A 23831-nucleotide genomic window follows, 5' to 3' on the forward strand; every position below is an offset into this window, starting at 1 on the left:
CCCGATTTTAGTCAATATTTAACTTTTATTTTACACGTCCATAAATAAAAATTAAGCATTATGGAACATCATTAAGAATTAGTATACTGTTGCACAAAACTCATACCAATCCATCTGATACCCAAAATAAAAGGCTATCCTGCTGTCAGATAACCCCTCATTTCCCGCGATAATCCTATATATCCTTCTCATTTCCGGTCTGCTTATGAAATTATATATTGGGCAGCATCATATTCTTCATTCAGGCTGCCTTATATCCACCCGAAATGTCTGCACGCATTATAGATACCATCATCATCGGCATCATCAGTAATATACTTCGCCTTCTTTTTCAAAACCGGCTTCGCATTCCCCATAGCGACCGTCATCCACTCGGGACGGAACATGGAACAGTCATTCAGTCCGTCGCCAAAAACAACGATCCGGTCATCGGATACATTATACCTCTTCATAATTTCAAAAATGCCCCTCTCTTTGTGGACAGGTTCTACAAGCATTGTTCCTTTCGTAAGCCACACATGGGGCAGCGTGTGCAGAGGAATCTCTTTTACTTCCCTTTTGGCGCAGGCGATAAAAATTTTGTAAATCTGCTCCTCCCTGCGGTAATCGTAACGGCTGTCCACCACTGTTTCATAGTACCGGTCCGTCACACGCTCAAGGTAGTCATCGTACTTTGTTTTCCGCCGCTTTTTATTTTCCGTCGTCACCGCCCAGGGATGTTTTTTCCCGTCGATTTCACCAAGTAAACGGAAGCAGGCCTCCAGCGGCAGTCCTTCATGGTAAAGAATCTTTCCGCGGCAGGTCACGCCATTTCCCCCGTCGGAAATCACGGAATCGATACCAAGTTCTTCCGCCACGTCGACGGCATCCGCCTGCAGGCGCCCCGACGCAATAGCTACAAAATTTCCCTTTTCCTGCAGCCGGCGGACCGCTTCCCTTGCACTGTCCGGATAATCGGCAGTAAGCGGTGTCGTCAGTGTTCCGTCTATATCAAAAAAGAAATATCGTTTCATACAGCCTCCCTTGCTCTTTATTTTATGGTACGGGAAAGAAGCATTTCCTGCAAGCCGCTCCTGCGTTTCTCCTGCAGGAGTCCCTTCTCCAATTCCATGAATATATTTTTATTTAATCTTTAAAATATTTTTTGTATTTTATATTGACAATATCAAATTATAGTGGTAACATTGTTTTAACAGATAGTTAATACATAGTTTTAACTTGGAGTATATGCAAAATGATTAATGAAACACTGCACACATTCATCTCCGTTACCAAAAACGGCAGTTTCAACAAAGCGGCGGAAAAGCTTTCCCTTACCGCCCCTGCCGTGATGAAGCAGATGAATTCTCTGGAAAAAAGCATCGGTGCCCCTCTCTTCGAGCGGACGAACCGCGGTATCCGCCTCACACCGGCAGGAGAATCTTTTTTGAAAGATGCCAAAACCATCCTCCGGTACACAAGAAAATCCATCGAGCGTGCGCAGATCGCCTCGGGACAAACCCCTCATCTGCCGACATGTGGTGCGCAGAAGGCGGACTCTGTCCATCCTGCCGCCCCCCTCCCCACTGACAGGGAAGAAAGGAACCGGCGCGAATCGGCGAGACGCCACGCGGACATTGCGGAAGCCCAGGGGAAATCCGCAGAAGAAATTCATGAAATTTTCGAAAAGGTCATGAACGGCACAGGCAGGTGCAGCAAAAGATAGTCATCCATCGGGATGCAAACGGCGCCCATATATTTCCGTAAATAAAACTGCTATCTGTAAATATATTTTTTAAGAAAGAAGGAAAACATAATGACACATCCACAATATCCAATTCCTCAGGATGAAGAGGGAAGAAAACGTTACGAATCGGCAAAACGCCATGCGGCACTCGCAAAAGAACAGGGAAAATCCCTTGATGAAATCCATGAAATCTTCAAGAAGGTCATGAACGGCACAGGCAAGTGCAGCGGCAGGAAAGAAGAAGCGGTTTCAAAATGCCACGGCCATTACCCGATTCCCGAAGATGAAGAAGGCAAAAAGCGCTATGAATCTGCTCTGCGCCATGTGGCCATTGCCAAAGAAAACGGCAAGTCTGTTGACGAACTCCATGCAATTTTCAAGAAAGTCATGGAAGGCACAGGCAAGTGCAGCGGTAGGAAAGAAGAAGCAGTTTCAAAATGCCACGGCCGTTACCCGATTCCCGAAGATGAAGAAGGCAAAAAGCGCTATGAATCCGCTTTGCGTCATGTGGCCATTGCCAAAGAAAACGGCAAGTCTGTTGATGAGCTCCATGCGATTTTCAAGAAGGTCATGGAAGGCACAGGCAAGTGCAGCGGCAGAAAGCAGTAATCTTTTACCGGAAGCAGAAGATATGACATGAAATTTGTGTCATATCTTTTTTCATGCTGAAAATCCCGGTGATCTCTTGCGGAAGAAGACCGGCAGGTATTTTTGTACATTTCCCACAAAAAAACAGGAGCGCCACTCCCGTTTTTTTACAAAAAGTTCTGCCTTTCTCCGGTAGGATATTTTACAGAATTATTTCTTTTGTTTTTCCATTTCTTTCAGGCAGTCGATGGCAAATTTTGCGTAAATCGCCGCCCCGTCCGGAAATACATCTTCGTCCACGTCAAAGGCCGGGTGATGATGAACGCAGCAAATTCCCTTTTCCATATTTCTCCCGCCGAGGAATCCGAACACGCCGGGAATGGTTTCCATATAAACGGCGAAATCTTCCGCCCCCATTTCCTTTTCCATGGGAACCAGTGCCTTTTCGCCCATGACAGCTGCCGCTGCTCTCCGCGCGATACGGTTCAGAGAAATATGTTCATTTACTAAGGGAGCCGGGCCGAAGAAGTATGTGCTTTCCGCTTCGCAGCCGTAGCCTTCGGCGATACCTTCCGCCGCTGCCTTGATCATATCAGGGAGCCCTTTACGGAATTTCTTGTTGAAAGTACGGGTCGTACCGACGAGTTCCACTTCTTTCGCGATAATATTGCTTTGTGTTCCGCCATTCATCATCCCCACGGTCAGGACGAAAGTATTCTGCGGATCCGTACGCCGGCTTACCAGTGTCTGCAGCCCCATGACCACCGCAGCGGCAGCCACGACGGCATCGGCGCCTTTATCCGGCTCGCTTCCGTGAGCGGCTTTCCCTTTGATTTTCACAGTAAAACGGTCACTGCACGCCATCCGTTCCCCATCTTCGAAATTGACCTTGCCCGCGTCAAGAGTCGCCCAGATATGCATACCGAATATGGCATCCACATCGCTTAAAGAACCGTTTTCCACGTAATGGCGGGATTCCGTCCCTATTTCTTCCGCCATCTGGAAAAGAAGTTTCACGGTACCATGGATTTCTTCCCGATGGGCGCTTAATATTTTCGCCGCCCCAAGGAGCATGGCGGTATGGCAGTCATGGCCGCAGGCATGCATGACTCCCGCATTTTGCGATGCATACTCTTTCGTAAGATCTGCCTCCTGTATGGGAAGCGCGTCTATATCGGCACGAAGAGCCACCGTACCGCCGTCATGCCCGCCGCGGATAACGCCGATACAGCCTGTAATATCGCTGAACGTCATCACCTCGATCCCCATCTTTTCCAATTCTTCTGTGATACGCTTCGTTGTTTCCACCTCATGACGGCCCAGTTCGGGATGGGCATGGAAATGGCGGCGCAATGCCGTAATATATTCTTTTTCTCCATAAGCAAGCGCTTTGATATCCATCATGGCCGCGCCTCCTTTTCCAGATAATCATAAGCAAACTTTGCAAACAGTGCCGCGCCCTTATCCAATATTTCATCATTTACACGGAAATCTTTGGAATGGAGCGGATAAACAGTTCCTTTTTCTTCGTTATGGTAGCCGAGGAAACAAAGAACGGAAGGCACTTTTTCCATAATGACGGCAAAATCTTCCGAACCCATCTTTTGTTTCATCGATGCGAAGCAGTCCCCGTAGAGCGTTTCCACCGCATTATGAGCCGCCAGCCTGATGGATTCATAGTCATTGATGGCTGCCGGTTCACTCGTATCAACAGCCACAGAAACATGGCACCCCATGGCTTCTGCCGTTCCTTTTGCCATGGCTTCCAGCCGTTTCGGCATCGACGCGAATAAATCCCTGTCAAAGGTACGTATCGTCCCTTTCATGACGACTTCATCCGCCACGATATTGAACTGCGAACCGGCACGGACGGAACCGATGGAAACGACAAGCGGACGGAGCGGAGAGTGCTGCCGGCTTACAAGGGTCTGCAGATTCATAATGACCGCGCTCGCCGCCACAATCGCATCATGTCCCAGATGAGGCATCGAACCGTGAGTCGCCGTACCATGAACGGTAAGGGTAAAATCCGTGCATGATGCCATACGGGGACCCGCTTCGATACTAAACGTTCCCTCCGGTATTTCATTCATCATGTGTATCGCCATCGCCGCATCCACGCCGTCAAGACACCCGTGATCCACATAGTAATTCGCGCCATGCCCCGACTCTTCTGCTGACTGGAAAAGAAATTTCACGGTTCCTTTCAGTGCATCACGATAGACAGACAGAATTTTCGCCGCCCCCAGGAGCATGGCGCTGTGGCAGTCATGACCGCAGGCATGCATGACACCCGCATGGACGGAACAAAAATCAAGCTCATTTTCTTCCCGGATCCCAAGGGCATCGATATCCGCACGGAGGAGGACAGTCTTCCCTGCCCGGCCGCCTTTCAGGACACCGATCAATCCGTAGTAATCAGAAAAACGGATCACTTCGATACCCATACTTTCCAATTCTTTTTGGATATATTCCGTCGTTTCTTTTTCCCGGAATGAAAGTTCGGGATACTGATGGATATGACGGCGGTGATTTTGTATATACGGCAGAAGTTCCGCCGCTTCACGGGCAAAATCCATAATATTTTCCTTTCTTTAAAACAAAGGCAGGCAGAGAAACCCCGCCTGCGCTGAAAATCAATTACGGCAGATAGATGCCGCCGCCCGGCCCCAGCGGCAGGTCAAGCATGACCCATACTGCCAGCAGAACAATCCACGCGGCAGTGAAAGCAATGGAATAAGGCAGCATGTTCGCGATAATCGTTCCCATGCCCGTATCTTTTTCATAACGGCGGACAAAGCCGAGAATAAGGGGAAAATAGTAGAACAGCGGTGACAGCGGGTTCGTAATGGAATCACCGATACGGTACGCCACCTGGGTCACCGCAGGATCATAGCCGAGAATCATCATCATCGGTACCATGACCGGTGCAAGGATTGCCCACTTGGCCGAAGCAGAGCCGATGAAAATATTCACAATGCAGGACACGATAACCAATCCGATAATCAGCGGGATACCTGTAAAATTCATCGCCTGCAGAAGCCCCGCCCCTTTGATGGCAAGAACCGCCCCTAAATTGGACCATGCAAAATAACTGGTAAACTGCGCGCAGAAGAAGCACAGAAGGATATAGGATGAAATATCTTTGAAGGCCTGGGAAATATCGGTAAACATGTCCTTATCATTTTTATATTTCCCTGAAGCGAATCCGTAAACGGCGCCCGGGATGAAGAGTACCAGTGTTACCGTAAGAATGATGCCTGTCATAAAGGGAGATTTCCCGTCCATGACAGAGCCTGTCTGGGGATCGCCGAGAATCGGATTATCGCCGATGCAAAGGAGCACCAGAACGATAATGCCGATAACGGTGGCAATGACAGCTTTTGTCACAGCCGCACTTTTCTTTGGTGTGAGATTGAGTGTATCCGCATCAAGTTCATATTTTGACAAATCCGCACCTGCGAAACGGGGCGCCATGAACTTCTCCGTAACGAACGTTCCTACAAGGGAAAGAACGATGCAGGAAGCAACAAGGAAGTAATAATTAATGGCTGGCGACTCCGCATAGTTCGGATCAATCATCTGCGCCGCCGCTTCGGTAAAACCGTAAGCAAGGGAATCAGACATACCGATCATCAGGTTGGCGCAGAACCCAGCTGCCACGCTGGCATAACCGCAGAATACGCCAAGGAGCGGATGGCGCCCCATACCAAGGAAAATAACGCCCGCCACAGGAGGCAATACGACAAATGCCGCATCCCCCGCCACGTTACCGTTGATTCCGATAAGAATAATGGTAAAAGTAACGATGGCAGGTGCCGCGCTGCCTAGTACTTTCTGCATAAAAGCCGCAAGGAAACCGCTCTTTTCAGCTACACCTGCGCCGATGACGCAGACGAGTACCATACCCAGCGGAGCAAATCCGGAGAAGTTGGACACCGCCTTGGACCAGATCATCCGGAACCCGTCAACAGTCAGTAAATTCACGACCTTAATGACCTTGTGTGTTCCCGGATGGACGGCAGACGCCCCCATCGCGCCGAATACCGCTGACAGGACAAGCACCAAAACCGCCAGCAGGATAAATAATGTAGCCGGATCAGGAAGTTTATTTCCCGCGGCTTCGACAGTATTTAAGAATCTGTCCATCAATGACTTCTTCGCTACAGGCTCCGCCATTTTGAATCCTCCTTTATAAACTGCTGCCTTTCTCCCAATAAAAAAAGACCTCCATGCACAGGCAAGACAACTGTCCCGTGTACAGAATCCCCATCGATTACAGACAGCCCATATGAACTTGATTAGAGTATACCATATATAAAATCCCTTATCAAACCGCTTTTTTCCCCTGCCGCAAAAAAAAGAAGCAGCAGTGCCGCTTCAAAAAGGGGGAGGCACCATCGCGCCTCAAATGAGAACTATATAATAACATCATGTCGATGCTATTACCAAAGAGGGGGGAGAACGATGATGGTATTTCCCTGTTACCACCATCGTTCCAAGGAGGGTGAACCATGGCCGGCCAAGCCGGCAGTAATCATCCATAGTTCAAGCACGAATATATGTCTGCTCCGTTTCCGGAGTTACCGTAAAAAGGGGGAACGATGACTTTTCCCTGCCGCCATCGTTCGGAGAAAGTGAACCTTGCAAGTTATCCCTGCAAGTATATGTAAAGCCGTTTCCGGCATTACAACGAATATACAGAAACGCCTCTCGGGCTGTTCCTGAAAGGATGAACGATCGTATTTCCCTTTACCATCGTTCTTGAGAGAACCCACAAAAAATCCATCCCCTGCTGATGTAAGGATGGATACTTTGCGCGTTAAAATCAATACACGCTACCTCCCCATCACTCGCAGGTCAAACAGTAGTAAAAACAGGCAGTTCTCCTGACTTTGCTTCATCGCTTGTCCGGTCTTCCCAATTCCTCAGTGACTTTCATCGGATTCGCTCGGCATTACAGTGGCGGGACCGTGCCGGTATCTCACCGGTCTTCCCTATTAAGCCTTTACAGGCACCTGTTCCTTATTATGCAGTTTCTCCTCTGTCGAATAGACTTCGCCAATAAAAAACCTCTTTACACGAACGCAAAGAGACTATATAAGATCTCCTTCCCATCGCTCGTGGGTCAAACGGTGATTTTAAACAGGCAGTTCTCCTGACTCTGCTTCATTGCTTGTCCGGTCTTCCCAATTCCTCAGTGACTTTCATCAGACTTGCTCGGCATTACAGTGGCGGGACCGTGTCGGCATCGCACCGATCTTCCCTATTAAGCCTTCACAGGCACCTGTTTTTCCTATTCGGTTGTCCTAATGATATCACTCTATAAAGCTTCTGTCAATGATAAAATGATTGTTCCGAACGCATGATCAGCGCAAGCCAATTCATATCGTTTCAGGTGAGGATTTCCAGTGTTCCCGCCTCTTCTAAAAGTTTGATATCGATAGGAGAATAGGTATCTGGATATTTCCTGAGAAAATATTGTTCTTCTTCCGGTGCGGCATAGAAGTTTTCCAGGCGTCTGGCTTCTGTGCGGATCGGCGGCCGTATATTTTTCTCATTTTCATACTCATTGAAAACAAGACAGGATTCACTCACAGGCCTCGAGTTGCCCCTGTTCTGGTAGTAGGCCATATAGTAGGTAATCTGCGGCGTATCTTCTCCTGATACGTAATAGATGCCTGTCCTGTAATGGGGTCCGGTGCATTTCCCCTGGATACCGTCGGTGTAGGGATTGACTATGGTAAAAAACACAGAGAGCAATGTCCCTATATCTATTTTTTTCGGGTTATAGGTTACTTTTACGCATTCTACCGCCTGTACTTTTCCATTTTCCACGTCTTCTTTCCGCGGATTCGGTACAGAGCTGTTGGCAAATCCCGCGGTTGTCTCCACAACGCCTTTTATACGGGAAAATACTTCCTGCACTCCATAGTAGGGACCGCCCGCAAGATACAAGTCTTTCACGGCAATTCCTCCTTTTCTGCTGTCTTCGTTTCTGACAAATTCATATCGTATTTCATGGTAAAAATGAAGAATCCCCCCGAGGTCCTCCCCCGGGGTTTTTCTCCACACTTATTATTTCTTAATATTTTGTTTCTTCCAGGTGGCGCGCAGAAGCCCTATCCATATCAAAGATACGGATGAGTTCCGTAACTGCCTGGCTGGGTGACACGACGCCGGTCAATACCGCCGCACGGACTTCCGGCATACGGCTCTTGATGATCGGATCTTCAAAGAACAGGTTATGAAGATGTTCTTCAATCATACTGTGCACCCAGGAAAGAGTCTGACGCTGGCGCCGGTTCTCAAAGACACCCGATTTTTTGGTGACTTTCTCAAACTCGCGCATAACTGCCCAAAGTTCAAGCAGTCCCGTTTTCTTCAAAGCCGAGCAGCGATAAGCATGGGTCTGCCAGCCTTCTGTGGCGGGACGGATAAATTCTACCATCCGTTCATATTCCCCCTGGGTGACTTTCGCCCGTTCCAGGTTGTCTCCATCGGCTTTGTTGACCACAATAGCGTCCGCCAATTCCATAATCCCCTTTTTGATGCCCTGCAGATCGTCCCCTGCGCCTGTCAATACGACAAGCATAAAGAAGTCGACCATATCGCGTACTGTCGTTTCCGACTGCCCGACCCCGACAGTTTCCACAAGGATGACATCATAGCCTGCCGCTTCACAAAGCAGCATGGTCTCACGGCTCTTGCGGGTCACACCGCCCAGTGTCCCCTTAGAAGGAGAAGGACGTATGAAACAGTTCGGCTCTCTGGAGAGATTCTGCATACGTGTCTTGTCTCCTAAGATGGATCCGCCGGTAATGGTGCTTGTCGGGTCGACTGCCAGCGCCGCCACTTTGTAGCCTTGCTGGCAAAGCATTGTACCAAAAGATTCGATGAAACTACTCTTGCCTGCCCCGGGCACACCGGTGATCCCGACACGGAGCGCATGGCCCGTGCGGGGCAGAAGAGCCTGGAGCACGCGCTGTGCCTTGTCAAAATCCTTGGGAGCATTACTTTCGATAAGGGTGATGGCTTTGGAGAGGATCATGCGATCCCCCTTCGCCACCCCTTCGACGTATTCTTCGATAGACATTTTCTTACGAAGCGGCACTTTTCTCAAATGCACGGCATCCGGATATTCTTTGGCACCGGTCACACTGTTTACGGCACTGTCAATCCCCCGCACGACGGAACATGCAAATTCCGGGTTCGGTTCTTCAGGCACCCAGCTGGGTCTCAAGTCATCATCGTTCTTGGACATAATACTTACCTTAACCTTCCTTGGCTTCCGCCTCAGCGCGGTCTACGAGCATGTGGAGCAGCTTAATGCAGCATTCCGGAATGTTTGTGCCCGGTCCGAAGATCGCCTGTGCGCCATGATCGTAGAGGTATTGATAATCCTGTGCAGGAATAACACCGCCGATGCAGACAAGGATATCTTCACGGCCGCGTTTCTTCAGTTCTTCTACGAGAGCCGGCAAGAGGGTCTTGTGACCTGCCGCAAGAGAGGAAAAGCCAACCATATGGACGTCGTTATCCACAGCATCCTGTGCCGCTTCTTCCGGCGTCTGGAACAGCGGTCCTACGTCGACGTCCCAGCCCATATCGGCAAAGGATGTCGCGAGAACCTTCTGGCCTCTGTCGTGTCCGTCCTGCCCCATCTTAGCCAGGAAAATACGGGGACGGCGGCCTTCCAATGCTTCAAATCTGTCGGCCAGTTTCTTTGCTTCTTCCAGTTTCGCGGAACCGTCAAATTCGCTGGAATATACACCGGAAATAGTATGGATGGTGGCGTTGAAACGACCGGATACTTTTTCAACCGCATCGGAAATTTCACCGAGGGATGCGCGGTCATGAGCCGCCTGTACCGCAAGTTCAAGCAGGTTGCCGTTTTCACGGCTTTCTGCCGCTTTGGTGATCGCTTCCAGATCGCGGGCAACGGCCTCAGGATCACGGATGCTTCTCAGTTTTTCCAGACGTTTAATCTGCGCATTACGGACAGCAGTATTATCGATGGACAGTACGTTCAGCGGATCTTCCTTCGCCAGACGGTACTTGTTCAGACCGACAATGGTTTCCTTACCGCTGTCGATATCCGCCTGACGGCGGGCAGCGCATTCTTCGATACGCATCTTCGGCAGACCGGTGGAAATCGCTTTTGCCATGCCGCCCAAAGCTTCGACTTCCTGGATATGCGCCCAGGCACGGCGAATGATTTCATTTGTCAGGTATTCTACATAGTAGGAACCGCCCCACGGATCAATAATCTTGCAGGCTTTCGTTTCATCCTGGATATAAAGCTGTGTATTACGTGCCAGACGTGCGGAGAAGTCGGTCGGCAGCGCGATAGCTTCGTCAAGCGCGTTGGTATGGAGAGACTGGGTATGACCCAGAGCCGCAGACATGGCTTCCATACAAGTACGGGCGATATTATTGAAAGGATCCTGTTCCGTCAGCGACCAGCCGGATGTCTGGGAATGGGTACGAAGTGCCATGGATTTCGGATTCTTCGCGCCAAACTGTTTCAGAATCTTTGCCCAGAGAACGCGGGCCGCTCTCATCTTTGCGACTTCCATGAAATAGTTCTTGCCCTGGTCCCAGAAGAAGGACAGACGTTTAGCGAAGGCATCGACCGCAAGTCCCGCTTTTTCGCCGCAGCGGATGTATTCCATGCCGTCTGCCAGCGTATAACCGATTTCAAGGTCACAGGTAGCGCCGCATTCCTGGATATGGTAACCGGAAATGGAGATACTGTTGAACTTCGGCATATAGTTGGTGGTATATTCGAAAATATCACCGATGATACGCATGGACATGGCAGGCGGATAAATGTAAGTATTACGAACCATGAATTCTTTCAGGATATCATTCTGGATCGTGCCTGCCAGAATCTTCTTGTCTACGCCCTGTTCAATGCCGGCACTGATGAAGAATGCCAGAATCGGAAGAACGGCGCCGTTCATCGTCATGGATACGGACATCTGATCCAGCGGAATGCCTGCGAAAAGGATATTCATATCAAGCATAGAGCAGACGGATACGCCTGCTTTGCCGACGTCGCCGATAACACGGGGGTTATCCGCATCATAGCCGCGGTGGGTCGGAAGGTCAAATGCGATAGACAGCCCTTTCTGGCCTGCCGCCAGGTTTCTGCGGTAGAACGCATTAGATTCTTCAGCAGTGGAGAACCCTGCGTACTGGCGGACCGTCCACGGGCGGAATACATACATCGTGGAGTAAGGTCCGCGGAGGAACGGAGGGATACCGCTCATGAAGTCCAAGTGGTTGCACTGGTCATACACATCTTTGCCGTAGAGCGGACCTACAGGAATACGTTCCATTGTATTTTCATAGAGAGCATCATAATTTTTGCCCGTTGTTTTTTCCAGTTCCGCTTTCCATTCATCATAAGAACAATGGGGATGTTCTTCAAGGTTTAATTTTGTAAAATCGGGGTTCATTGCCATCTTATTTTACCTCCTCTTCCGTAATCTTCATGCCTTTTTTCTGCTGGAGCATACGGAGGATATCGTAGCAGTTTGCTTTCACGCTGATAAATTCATCTATGCCGGCTTCACGATATACCGCTTCCATATCTTTCGGAGCAGCGCCCGCAAGGAAAAGCGTACCTTTCCCCAAAACTTCCTTTAAACGCGGCGCCAGCGCCGGCACATCTTCCGGATAAGTAGCGTCAGTAGAGCAGATAACGGCACAGTCATAAGGAGTTCCTTTATCATCGCAGCCTGCCTTCAGCGCTTCCACACACTTATCCCAGCGTGAACCCGGTTTATCTTCATCATCCTGGAAGCCGTTATTCAGATGAACGCTGAATTCGCCTACCTGCAGGAAACTGGTGGAGAAATCAGCTCTCGCCTTATGCTGCGGAATCGGTCCCATATTGGCCAGGAATATTTCCACATTCTTGCCGGTTTCCTTTTTAAACGCCTGTGTGTCAAAGCGGAGTTTTTCAAAACGTTCGGTCCAGCGGTGCGCATAAATCTTTCTCACTTCGATGGAATCCGCTTTGGCAGCTCTTGCTGTGCGTACTTCAGAAATTGTAGCGCCGGCGGAGAATGCGGCAATTGCCTTCTCAACGATGTCGGTATCGGCTGCTTTCAGTTCTTCCAGCTTTTCCTTCAGGAAATCTTTGTCCATATCGGCACGATATTTCTCAACGCCTTCAGACAGTTCTTTTTTCAGCGCCGGTACATCTTCCGGACGCGGATCAAGAAGTTCTTCCGTCATATTCGGATACATATTTGTCCCGACAGCGCTGTCCTTGCGGAGGTCAAGCGCTTTGAAACGCTGTTTCAGGATTTCAAGAATCTGCTGCTGCGGATATTCTTCTTTAAGAGCTTTCAGGATACCGCCAAGAGATTCGATTTTCTGGAATTCTCCCCAGATTTTTTCAGCCATTTCCTTGGTCAGTGCTTCAATCCCCCAGGAACCGCCGGCCGGATCGATCGGACGAAGCATGCCGAATTCTTCCTGCAGCATAATGTGTACGTTTCTTGCGATACGGCGGGAGAATTCATCACCCTTGCGTACCGTTGCGTCATAAGGATCATTTTCATAAGAATCAACACCGCCGACAACTGCAGAGAAAATCTGGGTCGTTTCACGAAGCATATTTACACCGATATCGAAAATCGTCTTGGTAAACATCGCCGGACGGGCATGGATTTTGCAGGAACGGTCTTTTTCTTCGGCGCCGAAGGCTTTCATGATATTAGACCATACCTGGCGGGCAGCACGGAGCTTGGCAATTTCAATGTAGAAAGTGGCGCCTGTATTAAATGCGAACTGCAGGGACTGGGCAATATCATGGATATCGATGCCGCGCTTCTGCATTTCACGGATATATTCGACAGCGATAGCAAAAGTATAAGCCACTTCCTGTACGGCATTCGCACCGCCATTGGAGAAAATATCGCTCCTGACGAAAATGGTGCGGAGCTGCGGCGCATTCTTTCTCGTCCAGCGGATAGATTCCACCATTTCATCATACAATTCTTCCAGCGGCTGGTTCAGCTTTCCTCTCTTGATCAGCTGGGCAATCGGGTTTGCTCCGATAACACCTTTCACTTTGCTGACATCTTTTCCCTTAGCCTTCAATGTCGCGGCTACCAATGCCAGCATACGGAGAGAGGAAGTACCAGCATACATCATAAACGGGATCTTTTCCATATCAAGACCGTCAAGCAGGGTATGCATATCTTCCAGCGCGGTAATGCTTACGCCTATATCGCCCGGCTTTTCGGCATCCATGACATCAATGCCGTCGGCAGTGGCGGTATCAATACGTACATTATAAACAGTGGAACCTCTGTCGATTTCATGCTTCAGAAGTTCATTATTTTCTTTCGGCAGCGTTTCATCGCATGCCTGGGCAATACCCCAGGGAGCGCATTTATAGCCGTTTACCGTTGCGCCGCGGAGAAAATCTCCCATGCCCGGATAATCATCTGTCGGAAGAATCTTATCAGTTGCTGACGGTCCAGTTCTCCATGTATAAATCGGATCAAAGGTAATCCCTTCATAAGTCTTGGTAAACATGATCTTATCGAAAGGCTTTCCTTTCAACAGAGCATTGCAAGCCTCCACCCACTCCTCATAGGTCGGCTTTTCAAATTCGTCAAATTTTACTTCTGGGAAATCGGCTTTTTCATTTGATTTTCTCAAGATCGCTTCCAACTCTTTGTCAGTAAGCTGCTTGACCGATTCCTGGGTATTCTGTTCTGCCATGAAAACATCCTCCTTATAATAATTTTAGACAATTCCGCGGAAAATACAGCTTGCAGACAAGACGGCAGAGTCCCTGACGGAACATCCTTTCAAATGCCTGGCATAACGTCTTTCAAGCCGGACTTTCAAAATCCCCGATATGTGCACCTCCTTACAATCTACTCACAAAAAAACGACTATCACGCGAAACTGATAGCCGGACAAGGAAATAATTTCCCAATCCCCTCCCCATCTCTCGCAGGTATAACGGTGATTCTTAGACAGATAGTTCTCCTGGCTCAAGTTCCTCGTTTATATCGCCTTCCCAGTTACCCAGTGACATACTTGATATAAACTCCCTTTACAGTGGCGGGACCGCTCCGGATTCTACCGGATTCTCTTTTACGCTTTCGCACCTGTCAGATATGTGAAATTGTCTAAATAACTACATTTTTAGTATAATTCATTACATTCTAAGTGTCAATCAACCACATTCATATTTAATATAATTAATTTTTATATTTATCCACATCTTTACCCCTGATTTATTGATTTTTCATTCATTACTACTATATAATGATGTTAATGTTGCAAACTATTAAAAATATCTTACCTATCTTATAGGAGGAAACAGGAGGTCGGAAATATGACAAACACTGAAAAAGAAAGACGAACTGAAGAAGCATTGAAACTGAGCAGCCTCTTCGAAGAACTGGATGGCCGCCGTCCGAGGCTTTTCATGCCGGAGCTTGAAGATGATGACGATAAAGAGGCAAGAAAACTTGCCGCCACGACATTTGCCGACCACGGCTGGGACGTAGATGTAAGCCCCCTCCTCTCCCCGGAAAGCTCCGCGCAGAATGCTGCCGACAATGACGTCCATTTCATCTTCTACACATCCAAAAGTCCTACGATGAAGCAAAAATTAATCGCGCTCTCTCAGACACTTGCCATGATCGGCCGGGACGACATCCTCATAGCCGCCCATCAGGTCAGCAAAGATGATAAGGAACTCCTCTTCCGTTACGGCATCCTCGCCGCTTTCGACAAGAATACGGATGTAAGCGATGTAAGCCTTACCATGCTCCGCGTCCTCGTCTCCATGGCAAAAGAAGAACAGAATCCCACCGAGGAAATGCCTTATTGATCCTCAGTCCCTTATAAACAGGAGAAACATCCTCCTGTTTTTATTGCGGACAAACAGCATATGGACTCCCAAAAGAAAATGCCGGGCATTGCAAAAAATATTTCAGAAATACTTTCATCTACTCATCAGCATACTTTAAGCACTGCTATCCTGTATCTGTACAGACATGCAAAAACGATTTGATCCCCCAGCTCCGCGTTTCGGTCCGGCATCTCCGGAACCGCCTCAATACCACCTCTCCATGCAGCTGCTGTATAAGCAGATACAAATCAATATTCAGCAGTTTAGCAGATGACTTATTGCATAATTCTATTACGACCGGAGCCCTTAAAACACAATCAAAAAATTCTTCCGGCATCTCATAATGCAAAACAACCTATTCTGTATGCCCGACTGTTTCGGGTTCTCTATACTCATCAAGTAAGCAGAAATACTGCTCATCATTATAGTCAGATTCTTCCCCACCTCCTTACAAAGATGAATAGTACCTGCACTTTAATATGATATCTGCAATCCAGGAATCTCTAAAAATCTCTTTTTGCCTTTAATGAAATCCATTATCCCGTTCACAAAATTAAACAGCAAAAAAGCAGTGCCGAAGCACTGCTTTTTGTAATTAGAATCAGCCAACTGTAAAGAGTGTGTCGCCGCCCTGTACGCTCTGGCCTTCGCTGACCGGCATACCGGTAATCTTGCCATCGCAGGGAGCCATGATCGGGTTGCCCATCTTCATAGCTTCGAGAACGAGAACTTCGTCGCCTGCCGCTACTGCGTCACCAACGTGTTTATTGATACGCAGGACTTTGCCCGGCATCGGAGCTTCTACGACTTCACCTGCGCCGGCGGGTGCTGCTGCCGGTGCGGGAGCTGCTGCTGGAGCGGGTGCCGGAGCCGGAGCTGCCGCCGGTGCGGGAGCTGCTGCCGGTGCGGGAGCTGCCGCCGGTGCTGCTGCTGCGGGTGCTGCTGCTGCGCCGCTGTCTTTAACTACTACATCGTAATCCTGGCCGTTAACTGTTACGGTAAATTTTCTCATTGTTCTTCCTCCTAATTTTGTACTTTCAACTTTCAATTAGAACTGCTGGTTTCCGGAAACACCTGCAATGCGGGCGCCTGTGGTCCAGCCAGGTCTTGCTGCCGGGCGGATAGAAATGATTTCACCGCCGCCCATAGCAACGATTGCTGCTGCAATGGCTGCTACAACAGCACCATTATCAGCGGCTCTCGAAGCTGCCGCCGGCGCCGCTTTTTTAGCCGCTGCCGCCGGTGCTGCGGACTGATTGAGAGATGAACGTACTTGGCAGATCATGATCAGGGCAATGACTGCCAGAACGGCAGCTGCTACCGCGATATACATAACTGTATCGTTATTCATCCAAACCCATCCTTTCAAATATTATCAATGTGTAAATACATATTACAGCGGAATGTTTCCGTGTTTCTTAGCCGGATGTACTTCATGTTTGGAAGCAAGCATCTTCAGAGCATTGATAACTACCGGACGAGAGTTTCTCGGATCAATAACTGCGTCTACATAGCCGCGTTCTGCAGCTTTGTAAGGAGTTGCAAATTCATCAACATACTCCTGTGTACGCTGTTCTTTCTGCGGATCCTTCTTGAAAATGATATTTGCTGCGCCGGCAGGTCCCATAACGGCGATTTCTGCGGTCGGCCATGCAAATACTTGGTCAGCACCCTGTTCACGGGAGCACATGGCGATGTAAGAACCGCCGTATGCTTTACGGAGAATCAGGGTAATCTTCGGTACAGTTGCTTCGCAGTATGCGAACAGCATCTTAGCACCGTGACGGATTACACCCGCATATTCCTGCTGCTTGCCGGGCAGGAAGCCGGGAACGTCGACAATGTTCAGAACCGGAATATTGAAGCAGTCGCAGAAACGAATGAAACGGGCTCCTTTATCGGAAGCATTATAGTCAAGGCAGCCTGCCATGAAGTTTGGCTGGTTGGCAATAATGCCGACAGTCTGTCCATCCATACGGCAGAAGCAGGTAATGATGTTCTTAGCCCATTCCTTAGCTACGTCGTAGTACTCGCCGTTATCAACGATGGATTTGATGACATCGTACATATCGTACGGTGCATTGGAGTTTTCCGGCATAATGGTATCCAGACTTGCATCTGTACGGGTCGGATCATCTCCGGTTTCAACAATCGGCGCGTCTTCCATGTTGTTGCTCGGCAGGAAGGAAAGCAGGTAACGAATCTGTTTAATGCAGTCTTCGTCATTTTCAGCTGCAAACTGGGCCACACCGGATGTACGGTTATGGGTCATAGCGCCGCCGAGAGCTTCAGCGGTAATCTTTTCGCCGGTTACGGATTCAACTACTGCCGGTCCTGTCAGGAACATCTGAGAGGTGCCTTTTACCATGTAGATGAAGTCGGTCAGTGCCGGAGAATATACGGCGCCGCCTGCAGACGGTCCCATAATTGCGGAAATCTGAGGAATAACGCCGGATGCAATGGTATTGCACCAGAAAATCTTGCCATAGCCGGAAAGAGCATCTACTGCTTCCTGGATACGGGCTCCGCCGGAATCATTCAGGCCTACGCAAGGAGCACCGACTTTAAGAGCCAGTTCGTTTACGTGAACAATTTTCGCAGCGTGCATTTCACCAAGGGAGCCGCCTTCTACCGTGAAGTCCTGGGCAAATGCGAATACGAGTCTTCCGTCTACAGTACCATAACCGGTAACGACACCTTCGCCGGGGAGATCTTTCTTCTCCTGGCCGAAGTTGTAGCAGCGGGACTTAACAAGCGCATTGACTTCTACAAAAGAGCCTTCATCAAACAGAAGAGCAAGTCTTTCGCGGGCTGTCAGTTTGCCTTTTGCATGCTGTTTTTCAACTTTCTTTTCTCCACCCATAGCCTCTACGTGTGCGAGGTTATTGTGAAGAAGTTCAATTCTTTCTGCAACAGTTGCCATTCTTACACCTCCAAAAATATTGGTCCCTTACCGGGACGTCCCTATTATAGCATAGGGACCGATCCTTATGCTATTAGAAAGACGGGCCGCCGGGGCGTTCGGTCAGTTCCAGCAGAAGGCCGGTAGCTTTCGGGTGCATAAATGCGATGTGGCAGCCGCCAGCACCAACTCTCCAATGCTTGTCAAGCTTTGCGTCTTCCGGAAGTGCAGCAAGCGCTTCGACAATGTTGTCTACGCGGAGAGCTACATGCTGGAAACCGTTCTTGCCGCCGTTCTTAGCGATATAGCGGGCAATCGGGCCGTCCGGAGTTGTGGAACCCAGGAATTCCAGTTCGCATGCTTCGCTCTGTGCGGACGGTTTGAAGAAGCTTGTCGTTACATGCTGTTCTTCTACCGTTTCATCCGGAAGGGATGGTTCAAGGTTCAGCAGATCTTTCATCTGCTTCTTGATCAGCGCCAGATCATTAACAGCTACGCCGACATGGTCTACACATAATACTTTGAATGCCATAATAATTCCTCCTTTGAATTATTTAAATATATTTCCCACGATAGAATCAACGACTGTGAAAGGATCATTTTCTCTTTCATAGACTTGTTCTACGTAGTCAGCAAATTTACCCGTCTGTACGATATCTTCCATAACATGACGGGAAATGCGGTCGTGAATCATCTCTACCATCTCAGTGCGGGCGCGTTCACGTCTGCGTTCTTCCAGCAAGCCGGATTCTTCAAGATATTTACGATGAGAATTAAGAGATTTGACAACGTCCGCGACGCCTTCGTCCTTGTTTGCAATCGTCCTTTCAATAGGAGGACGCCAGTTTTGGGCTTCACCCAAATCAAGCATCATTTCGATTTCAACATTCAGACGGTCCGCGCCGTCACGATCACATTTATTAATGCAGAATACATCCCCGATTTCAAGGATGCCTGCCTTAATAGCCTGAATATCGTCACCCAGTCCGGGTACGAGCACAACGAGTGTTGTATCCGCATTCTTGACGATATCTACTTCTGACTGCCCTACGCCTACTGTTTCGATGAAAATGACATCGAGACCGAAAGCATCCATCAGTTTTACCGCATCGGTAGTCTTTCTGGACAAACCGCCAAGACTGCCGCGGGTACCCATACTGCGGATATATACACCTTCGTCCAGTGTGAGGTCATTCATTCTGATACGGTCGCCAAGGATAGCACCGCCGGAGAATGGAGAAGTCGGATCGATAGCCACAATACCGACTTTCTTGCCCTGTTTTCTGTACTGTTTAATCAGCGCGTCTGAAAGTGTGCTCTTACCCGCACCAGGTGCACCAGTGATGCCGATGACCTGTGCACGACCGGTATGGTGGTAGATTTCTTTCATGATATCTTCCCAGCCATCACGTTCGTCTTCAACGATGGTTATTGCTCTCGCTAAGGCACGTCTGGAACCGTCCCAAAAATTTTTCATTGAGAATTCCATGGATACACCGCCTTTTTAAGAGTAAATAATAGCGGCATGGGGCTACAGCAAATGCAGCCCCGTGCAACTATCGAGCTTCTATTGGATAGAAGAGAATGTCAATTATACGTTAGCTTTGATAAAGTCGATAATTTCCTTGGTCGGTGTGCCAGGTGTAAAGATAGCTTTTACGCCGGCCTTTTTCAAACCAGGGATGTCACCGGCAGGGATTACGCCGCCGCCGATAACGAGAACATCTTCCATTCCTTTAGCTTTCAGTGCTTCTACCACTTCCGGGAACAGGGTGTTGTGAGCGCCGGACAAAAGGCTCAGTGCTACAACATTAACGTCTTCCGCATCTGCCGCTTCAACGATCTGAGCGACAGTCTGGCGAAGACCTGTGTAAATAACTTCCATACCTGCATCGCGAAGTGCGCGGGCAACTACTTTTGCACCGCGATCATGTCCATCAAGACCCGGTTTAGCAACGAGTACTCTGATACGTTTTTCTGCCATAGTTATATACCTCCAGAATTTTAGTTAGGATTAAAGTGTGTTATGTGCTTTGTATTCGCCGAATACTTTGCGGAGAACGCCGCAAATTTCGCCGAGAGAGCAGTAAGCACGTACGCAGTCAAGGATAACAGGCATCAGGTTGACGGATTCGTCAGCAGCTGCAACTTCCAGCTTGGCCAGTTCTTCCTTAACCTTTGCGTTATCACGTTCTGCCTTAACTTTAGCCAGTTTGTTCTTCTGGAATTCGCCGGCGGATGCGTCAACCTTCAGGAGGCCTTCAACCGGAGCTTCTTCCATAGTGAACTTGTTGACGCCGACAATTGTTCTTTCGCCGGATTCAACAGCCATCTGCCAAGCATAAGCAGAATCCTGGATTTCTTTCTGGATATAACCTTTATCGATAGCTTCAACAGCGCCGCCCATTTCATCAATCTTGCGGATGTATTCTTTAGCTTCCGCTTCGATGGCGTTGGTCATAGCTTCTACATAATAGGAGCCGCCCAGCGGATCGACTACGTCAGCCAGACCGGATTCATAAGCAACGATCTGCTGTGTACGCAGAGCGATGGTTACGGATTCAGTGGTCGGCAGAGCAAGAGCTTCATCGCGGGAGTTGGTATGCAGGGACTGTGTTCCGCCCATAACTGCCGCTGCTGTCTGGAGAGCAACACGAACGATGTTGTTGTTCGGCTGCTGAGCTGTCAGCATGGAGCCGGCTGTCTGGGTATGGAAACGCAGTTTCATGGACTTCGGGTTCTGAGCATGGAAACGTTCTTTCAGAATCGTAGCCCAGAGACGACGGGATGCACGGAATTTAGCAACTTCTTCAAGTACGTTGTTGTGAGCGTTCCAGAAGAAGGACAGACGGCCTGCGAAGTCGTCGATCTTCATGCCTGCTTTCAGAGCTGCTTCGATGTAAGCGATACCATCAGCGATGGTAAAAGCGATTTCCTGAGCAGCGGTGGAACCTGCTTCACGGATATGGTAGCCGGAGATGGAAATGGTGTTCCACTTCGGTACATTCTTGGAGCAGTATTCAAAAATGTTGGTAATCAGACGCATAGACGGTTTAACCGGGAAAATATAGGTTCCGCGGGCTGCGTATTCTTTCAGAATATCATTCTGGATAGTGCCGCGGAGCTGATCAGCCGGTACGCCCTGCTTTTCAGCGACTGCAATGTACATAGCCAGCAGTACAGATGCCGGTGCGTTGATGGTCATGGATGTAGAAACCTTGCCCAGATCAATATGGTCGAAAAGGATTTCCATATCTTTCAGGGTATCAATGGCTACACCTACCTTGCCGATTTCACCGATAGCCATTTTGTCATCAGAGTCATAGCCGATCTGGGTCGGAAGGTCAAATGCGCAGGACAGGCCGGAACCGCCGTTTTCAATCAGGTAACGATAACGCTTGTTGGATTCTTCAGCGGTAGCGAAGCCTGCATACATACGCATAGTCCAGAGACGGCCGCGGTACATGGTCGGCTGTACGCCGCGGGTATACGGATATTCGCCCGGGATGCCGAGGTCTCTTTCATAATCAAAACCTTCGATATCAAGAGGTGTATACACCTTATTGTGTTTTAAACCAACTCTTTCCGGAGTCTTTGCGTAAGATTTAGCGCAAGCAGCTTCGTATGCTTCGAGTTTGGCTTTCAGGGATTCGTTTGCCATAAGTTCATCTTCCTCCTAAAAAATAAGTAAAATTGGGAAAGGTCTCATCCTTGGCAGAAATGTCAGATTGCGGCTTTTAGGCTCTTCTCATCTGTATTTCGCAGACAATCGCTTTCATTGGTATGGATCCGCAAAGCCTCTTGCTGTGATGCCGCATTATGTCTTGTCACCACAGCGGAGGAACTCTTGCGAGATCCATGTATGATTCTGCTCTCAGCAGTTATCACCATAGACAATTATATAACAATCATGCTTTTTGTAAAGAATGTATTATGGGAAAATTATTTTTTAAAAAGCATGGAGCCTGTTTCAGCAAGGCTGGTATGGAACTTGAATGCTTCAGAGAGAATATGCGGGGTCTGGCTGTTGCCGTTGAGCGCACATGCTCTTTCAAAGTAATCCATCAGCTGGTCACGGAAAGTCGGGTGGGCGACATTATTAATGATTACCTTTGCTCTTTCCTTCGGTGACAGGCCGCGGACATCTGCCACACCCTGTTCAGAAATGAATACATGGGTGTCATGTTCGGTGTGATCAACATGAGAACACATCGGAACAACGGCAGAGATAGCGCCTCCCTTAGCCACACTGTGGCAGAAGAAGCAGGACAGAGCACCGTTGCGGGCAAAGTCTCCGGAACCGCCGATACCGTTCATCAACTTGGTACCGGTTACATGCGTGGAGTTTACATGACCGTAAATATCCATTTCCAAAGCGGTATTCATAGCCACTACACCGATGCGGCGGGCTACTTCGCCGTTATTGGAAATTTCCTGCGGACGGAGGATGATCTTCTTGCTGTATTTTTCAATATTGGCATGGAAGCGTTTCAGTCCATCCGGGGACGGGGACAGGGATGTCCCGGAAATCATATCGATCTTGCCTTCATCAATCAGGTCGAACATGCCGTCCTGGATAACTTCCGTATACACAGACAGATTCTTGAAATCGGAATGGACAAGGCCGTTGATTACCGCGTTTGCCACATTGCCTACGCCGGACTGGAGAGGAAGCAGGTTTTCCGGAAGTCTTCCATGTTTTACTTCATTCTTCAGGAAATCAACCAGATTGTTGCCCATTTTTTCAGCGTCGTCATCAAGCGGAGCCAAGGCGCGGGTAACATCGGGCAGATCACAGGGAACAATAGCAACAATCTTTGCCGAATCTACCGGGATGTAGGTCTTGCCGATACGGTCACCGGCTTTAACGATCGGAATCGGCACACGGTGGGGCGGATTCGCCACTTCATAAATATCAGCCATGCCGTCCAGCGCTACCGGCTGGGTGGTATTCACTTCGATGATGACTTTTTTACCCTGGGATACGAATACAGGAGAATTGCCGATGGCGGTCGTGGGTACGATACCGATTTCACCGTCTCTGTTAACGATCTTGCAGGCTTCAATGACCGCAAAATCCGGACCGGTTACATGTTCTCCCTTAACATTGGTGAAGAAACCTTCACGGATCTGCTGCGCCACATGGCTGAGATGCAGGTCGAAATAGTTGATCTGGCCGGCATTGATTGCTTTTCTCAGATTGGCGTTTGTCTGATAGGGCATACGGTTTCTGATACCGTTTACTGCCACCAGTTCGGTATCGATCTGGGAACCTGTGGAAGCACCCGTCCAGACATCTACCTGGAACGGTGTCTGCTTCATACGTTCAGCCAGTTCATGCATCGTGATTTTCGGATAGCCGCACGGTGTGAATCCGCTGATCCCCAGGATATCCCCCGGCTGGATCATGGCTGCTGCCGTTTTGCCGTCGCATACTTTGTCCAGCAGTTCTTTAGGCTCGATACGGCTAAGGAATTCACTGTCATTGATGTCGATCATTACTATCATCCTCCCAAAATAAATAAAATATAAAAGCCCGCGGTGACGATTCGTTATTTTTCTCAGTCCGCAGAACCTTCAGCCCGGTAGTCCCCTCCAAACTTCATCAAAACAGTTCGGAATGAAGGCGCTGTAAAACAACCCTCCGTGGCTCATTACCTTGTTTATTATAGCATACTTTTACGGATAAAGTTCCATAAAGAATGCTTATCCTTTCTCAA

19 protein-coding genes and 3 riboswitches are annotated in these 23831 nt (G+C 48.8%); of the genes, 3 read left to right on the top strand and 16 right to left on the bottom strand.

Annotated elements, in window-relative coordinates; genetic code table 11:
* Positions 1 to 251: 251 nt before the first annotated feature.
* Positions 252 to 1013, bottom strand: coding sequence for an HAD-IIB family hydrolase (locus tag GCWU000321_RS04770; RefSeq protein WP_007069961.1), 762 nt, complete (start codon positions 1011 to 1013; stop codon positions 252 to 254).
* 221 nt (positions 1014 to 1234) lie between these two features.
* Between GCWU000321_RS04770 and GCWU000321_RS09150 the strand changes: the two genes are divergently transcribed.
* The gene (locus GCWU000321_RS09150; RefSeq protein WP_007069962.1) at positions 1235 to 1705 is read left to right on the top strand and encodes a LysR family transcriptional regulator; all 471 of its coding nucleotides are present in this window, start codon (positions 1235 to 1237) and stop codon (positions 1703 to 1705) included.
* A gap of 90 nt (positions 1706 to 1795) precedes the next feature.
* Complete coding sequence (locus GCWU000321_RS09695; protein ID WP_007069963.1) at positions 1796 to 2335, top strand: hypothetical protein; 540 nt, start codon at positions 1796 to 1798, stop codon at positions 2333 to 2335.
* Positions 2336 to 2524: 189 nt separating this feature from the next.
* On the opposite strand, the gene GCWU000321_RS04785 is transcribed toward GCWU000321_RS09695, so the two are convergent.
* The 7 genes from GCWU000321_RS04785 to GCWU000321_RS04815 form a co-directional block, all read right to left on the bottom strand.
* Positions 2525 to 3718, bottom strand: a complete 1194-nt coding sequence (locus tag GCWU000321_RS04785) for a M20 metallopeptidase family protein (protein WP_007069964.1) — start codon at positions 3716 to 3718, stop codon at positions 2525 to 2527.
* Positions 3715 to 4893 (bottom strand): M20 metallopeptidase family protein, encoded by a 1179-nt coding sequence (locus GCWU000321_RS04790; RefSeq protein ID WP_007069965.1) that lies wholly within the window; start codon positions 4891 to 4893, stop codon positions 3715 to 3717. Before GCWU000321_RS04790 ends, GCWU000321_RS04785 begins: the two co-directional genes overlap by 4 nt.
* Positions 4894 to 4954: 61 nt before the next feature.
* Positions 4955 to 6493: an AbgT family transporter gene (locus tag GCWU000321_RS04795; protein WP_007069966.1), complete on the bottom strand. Its 1539-nt coding sequence runs from the start codon at positions 6491 to 6493 to the stop codon at positions 4955 to 4957.
* 683 nt (positions 6494 to 7176) lie between these two features.
* Positions 7177 to 7351: riboswitch (cobalamin riboswitch) on the bottom strand.
* Positions 7352 to 7445: 94 nt separating this feature from the next.
* Positions 7446 to 7620: riboswitch (cobalamin riboswitch) on the bottom strand.
* 88 nt (positions 7621 to 7708) lie between these two features.
* Positions 7709 to 8281 carry a peptide-methionine (S)-S-oxide reductase gene (locus GCWU000321_RS04800; protein ID WP_022027641.1) on the bottom strand — a complete coding sequence of 191 codons (573 nt, stop codon included), beginning with the start codon at positions 8279 to 8281 and terminating at the stop codon, positions 7709 to 7711.
* 118 nt (positions 8282 to 8399) lie between these two features.
* Positions 8400 to 9578, bottom strand: a complete 1179-nt coding sequence (meaB, locus tag GCWU000321_RS04805) for a methylmalonyl Co-A mutase-associated GTPase MeaB (protein ID WP_007069969.1) — start codon at positions 9576 to 9578, stop codon at positions 8400 to 8402.
* 10 nt (positions 9579 to 9588) lie between these two features.
* Positions 9589 to 11784 carry a methylmalonyl-CoA mutase gene (gene scpA, locus GCWU000321_RS04810; RefSeq protein ID WP_007069970.1) on the bottom strand — a complete coding sequence of 732 codons (2196 nt, stop codon included), beginning with the start codon at positions 11782 to 11784 and terminating at the stop codon, positions 9589 to 9591.
* 1 nt (position 11785) lies between these two features.
* Positions 11786 to 14062 carry a methylmalonyl-CoA mutase family protein gene (locus tag GCWU000321_RS04815; RefSeq protein ID WP_007069971.1) on the bottom strand — a complete coding sequence of 759 codons (2277 nt, stop codon included), beginning with the start codon at positions 14060 to 14062 and terminating at the stop codon, positions 11786 to 11788.
* Positions 14063 to 14308: 246 nt separating this feature from the next.
* Positions 14309 to 14476: riboswitch (cobalamin riboswitch) on the bottom strand.
* 211 nt (positions 14477 to 14687) lie between these two features.
* On the opposite strand from GCWU000321_RS04815, the gene GCWU000321_RS04820 reads away from it, so the two are divergent.
* On the top strand, positions 14688 to 15188 hold the full coding sequence (locus tag GCWU000321_RS04820; protein ID WP_007069973.1) for a hypothetical protein: 501 nt from the start codon (positions 14688 to 14690) through the stop codon (positions 15186 to 15188).
* Between the two features lie 622 nt (positions 15189 to 15810).
* On the opposite strand, the gene GCWU000321_RS04825 is transcribed toward GCWU000321_RS04820, so the two are convergent.
* The 8 genes from GCWU000321_RS04825 to GCWU000321_RS04860 form a co-directional block, all read right to left on the bottom strand.
* The gene (locus tag GCWU000321_RS04825) at positions 15811 to 16221 is read right to left on the bottom strand and encodes a biotin/lipoyl-containing protein (protein WP_007069976.1); all 411 of its coding nucleotides are present in this window, start codon (positions 16219 to 16221) and stop codon (positions 15811 to 15813) included.
* Between the two features lie 36 nt (positions 16222 to 16257).
* Positions 16258 to 16560, bottom strand: coding sequence for a hypothetical protein (locus GCWU000321_RS04830; protein ID WP_007069977.1), 303 nt, complete (start codon positions 16558 to 16560; stop codon positions 16258 to 16260).
* Between the two features lie 42 nt (positions 16561 to 16602).
* Positions 16603 to 18132, bottom strand: coding sequence for a methylmalonyl-CoA decarboxylase subunit alpha (gene mmdA, locus GCWU000321_RS04835; protein ID WP_007069978.1), 1530 nt, complete (start codon positions 18130 to 18132; stop codon positions 16603 to 16605).
* 73 nt (positions 18133 to 18205) lie between these two features.
* Entirely contained in the window at positions 18206 to 18643 is a 438-nt protein-coding gene (locus tag GCWU000321_RS04840) for a VOC family protein (RefSeq protein ID WP_007069979.1), read from the bottom strand.
* Positions 18644 to 18661: 18 nt separating this feature from the next.
* Positions 18662 to 19600, bottom strand: a complete 939-nt coding sequence (gene meaB, locus GCWU000321_RS04845; RefSeq protein ID WP_007069980.1) for a methylmalonyl Co-A mutase-associated GTPase MeaB — start codon at positions 19598 to 19600, stop codon at positions 18662 to 18664.
* Positions 19601 to 19702: 102 nt separating this feature from the next.
* Positions 19703 to 20095: a cobalamin B12-binding domain-containing protein gene (locus GCWU000321_RS04850; RefSeq protein WP_007069981.1), complete on the bottom strand. Its 393-nt coding sequence runs from the start codon at positions 20093 to 20095 to the stop codon at positions 19703 to 19705.
* 30 nt (positions 20096 to 20125) lie between these two features.
* A complete protein-coding gene (locus tag GCWU000321_RS04855; protein ID WP_007069982.1) occupies positions 20126 to 21772 on the bottom strand; it encodes an acyl-CoA mutase large subunit family protein in 1647 nt (548 codons plus the stop codon).
* A gap of 281 nt (positions 21773 to 22053) precedes the next feature.
* On the bottom strand, positions 22054 to 23610 hold the full coding sequence (locus tag GCWU000321_RS04860) for a succinate CoA transferase (protein ID WP_040381306.1): 1557 nt from the start codon (positions 23608 to 23610) through the stop codon (positions 22054 to 22056).
* Positions 23611 to 23831: the final 221 nt, after the last annotated feature.

It is taken from the genome of Dialister invisus DSM 15470, assembly GCF_000160055.1.
Taxonomy (GTDB): Bacteria; Bacillota; Negativicutes; order Veillonellales; family Dialisteraceae; genus Dialister; species Dialister invisus.

Excerpts from the sequence above, each read along its gene's own strand:
- GCWU000321_RS04770 (WP_007069961.1), bottom strand. The coding sequence starts at position 1,013 with ATGAAACGATATTTCTTTTTTGATATAGACGGAACACTGACGACACCG.
- GCWU000321_RS09150 (WP_007069962.1), top strand. The coding sequence starts at position 1,235 with ATGATTAATGAAACACTGCACACATTCATCTCCGTTACCAAAAACGGC.
- GCWU000321_RS09695 (WP_007069963.1), top strand. The coding sequence starts at position 1,796 with ATGACACATCCACAATATCCAATTCCTCAGGATGAAGAGGGAAGAAAA.
- GCWU000321_RS04785 (WP_007069964.1), bottom strand. The coding sequence starts at position 3,718 with ATGATGGATATCAAAGCGCTTGCTTATGGAGAAAAAGAATATATTACG.
- GCWU000321_RS04790 (WP_007069965.1), bottom strand. The coding sequence starts at position 4,893 with ATGGATTTTGCCCGTGAAGCGGCGGAACTTCTGCCGTATATACAAAAT.
- GCWU000321_RS04795 (WP_007069966.1), bottom strand. The coding sequence starts at position 6,493 with ATGGCGGAGCCTGTAGCGAAGAAGTCATTGATGGACAGATTCTTAAAT.
- meaB (WP_007069969.1), bottom strand. The coding sequence starts at position 9,578 with ATGTCCAAGAACGATGATGACTTGAGACCCAGCTGGGTGCCTGAAGAA.
- scpA (WP_007069970.1), bottom strand. The coding sequence starts at position 11,784 with ATGGCAATGAACCCCGATTTTACAAAATTAAACCTTGAAGAACATCCC.
- GCWU000321_RS04815 (WP_007069971.1), bottom strand. The coding sequence starts at position 14,062 with ATGGCAGAACAGAATACCCAGGAATCGGTCAAGCAGCTTACTGACAAA.
- GCWU000321_RS04820 (WP_007069973.1), top strand. The coding sequence starts at position 14,688 with ATGACAAACACTGAAAAAGAAAGACGAACTGAAGAAGCATTGAAACTG.
- GCWU000321_RS04825 (WP_007069976.1), bottom strand. The coding sequence starts at position 16,221 with ATGAGAAAATTTACCGTAACAGTTAACGGCCAGGATTACGATGTAGTA.
- GCWU000321_RS04830 (WP_007069977.1), bottom strand. The coding sequence starts at position 16,560 with ATGAATAACGATACAGTTATGTATATCGCGGTAGCAGCTGCCGTTCTG.
- mmdA (WP_007069978.1), bottom strand. The coding sequence starts at position 18,132 with ATGGCAACTGTTGCAGAAAGAATTGAACTTCTTCACAATAACCTCGCA.
- GCWU000321_RS04840 (WP_007069979.1), bottom strand. The coding sequence starts at position 18,643 with ATGGCATTCAAAGTATTATGTGTAGACCATGTCGGCGTAGCTGTTAAT.
- meaB (WP_007069980.1), bottom strand. The coding sequence starts at position 19,600 with ATGGAATTCTCAATGAAAAATTTTTGGGACGGTTCCAGACGTGCCTTA.
- GCWU000321_RS04850 (WP_007069981.1), bottom strand. The coding sequence starts at position 20,095 with ATGGCAGAAAAACGTATCAGAGTACTCGTTGCTAAACCGGGTCTTGAT.
- GCWU000321_RS04855 (WP_007069982.1), bottom strand. The coding sequence starts at position 21,772 with ATGGCAAACGAATCCCTGAAAGCCAAACTCGAAGCATACGAAGCTGCT.
- GCWU000321_RS04860 (WP_040381306.1), bottom strand. The coding sequence starts at position 23,610 with ATGATCGACATCAATGACAGTGAATTCCTTAGCCGTATCGAGCCTAAA.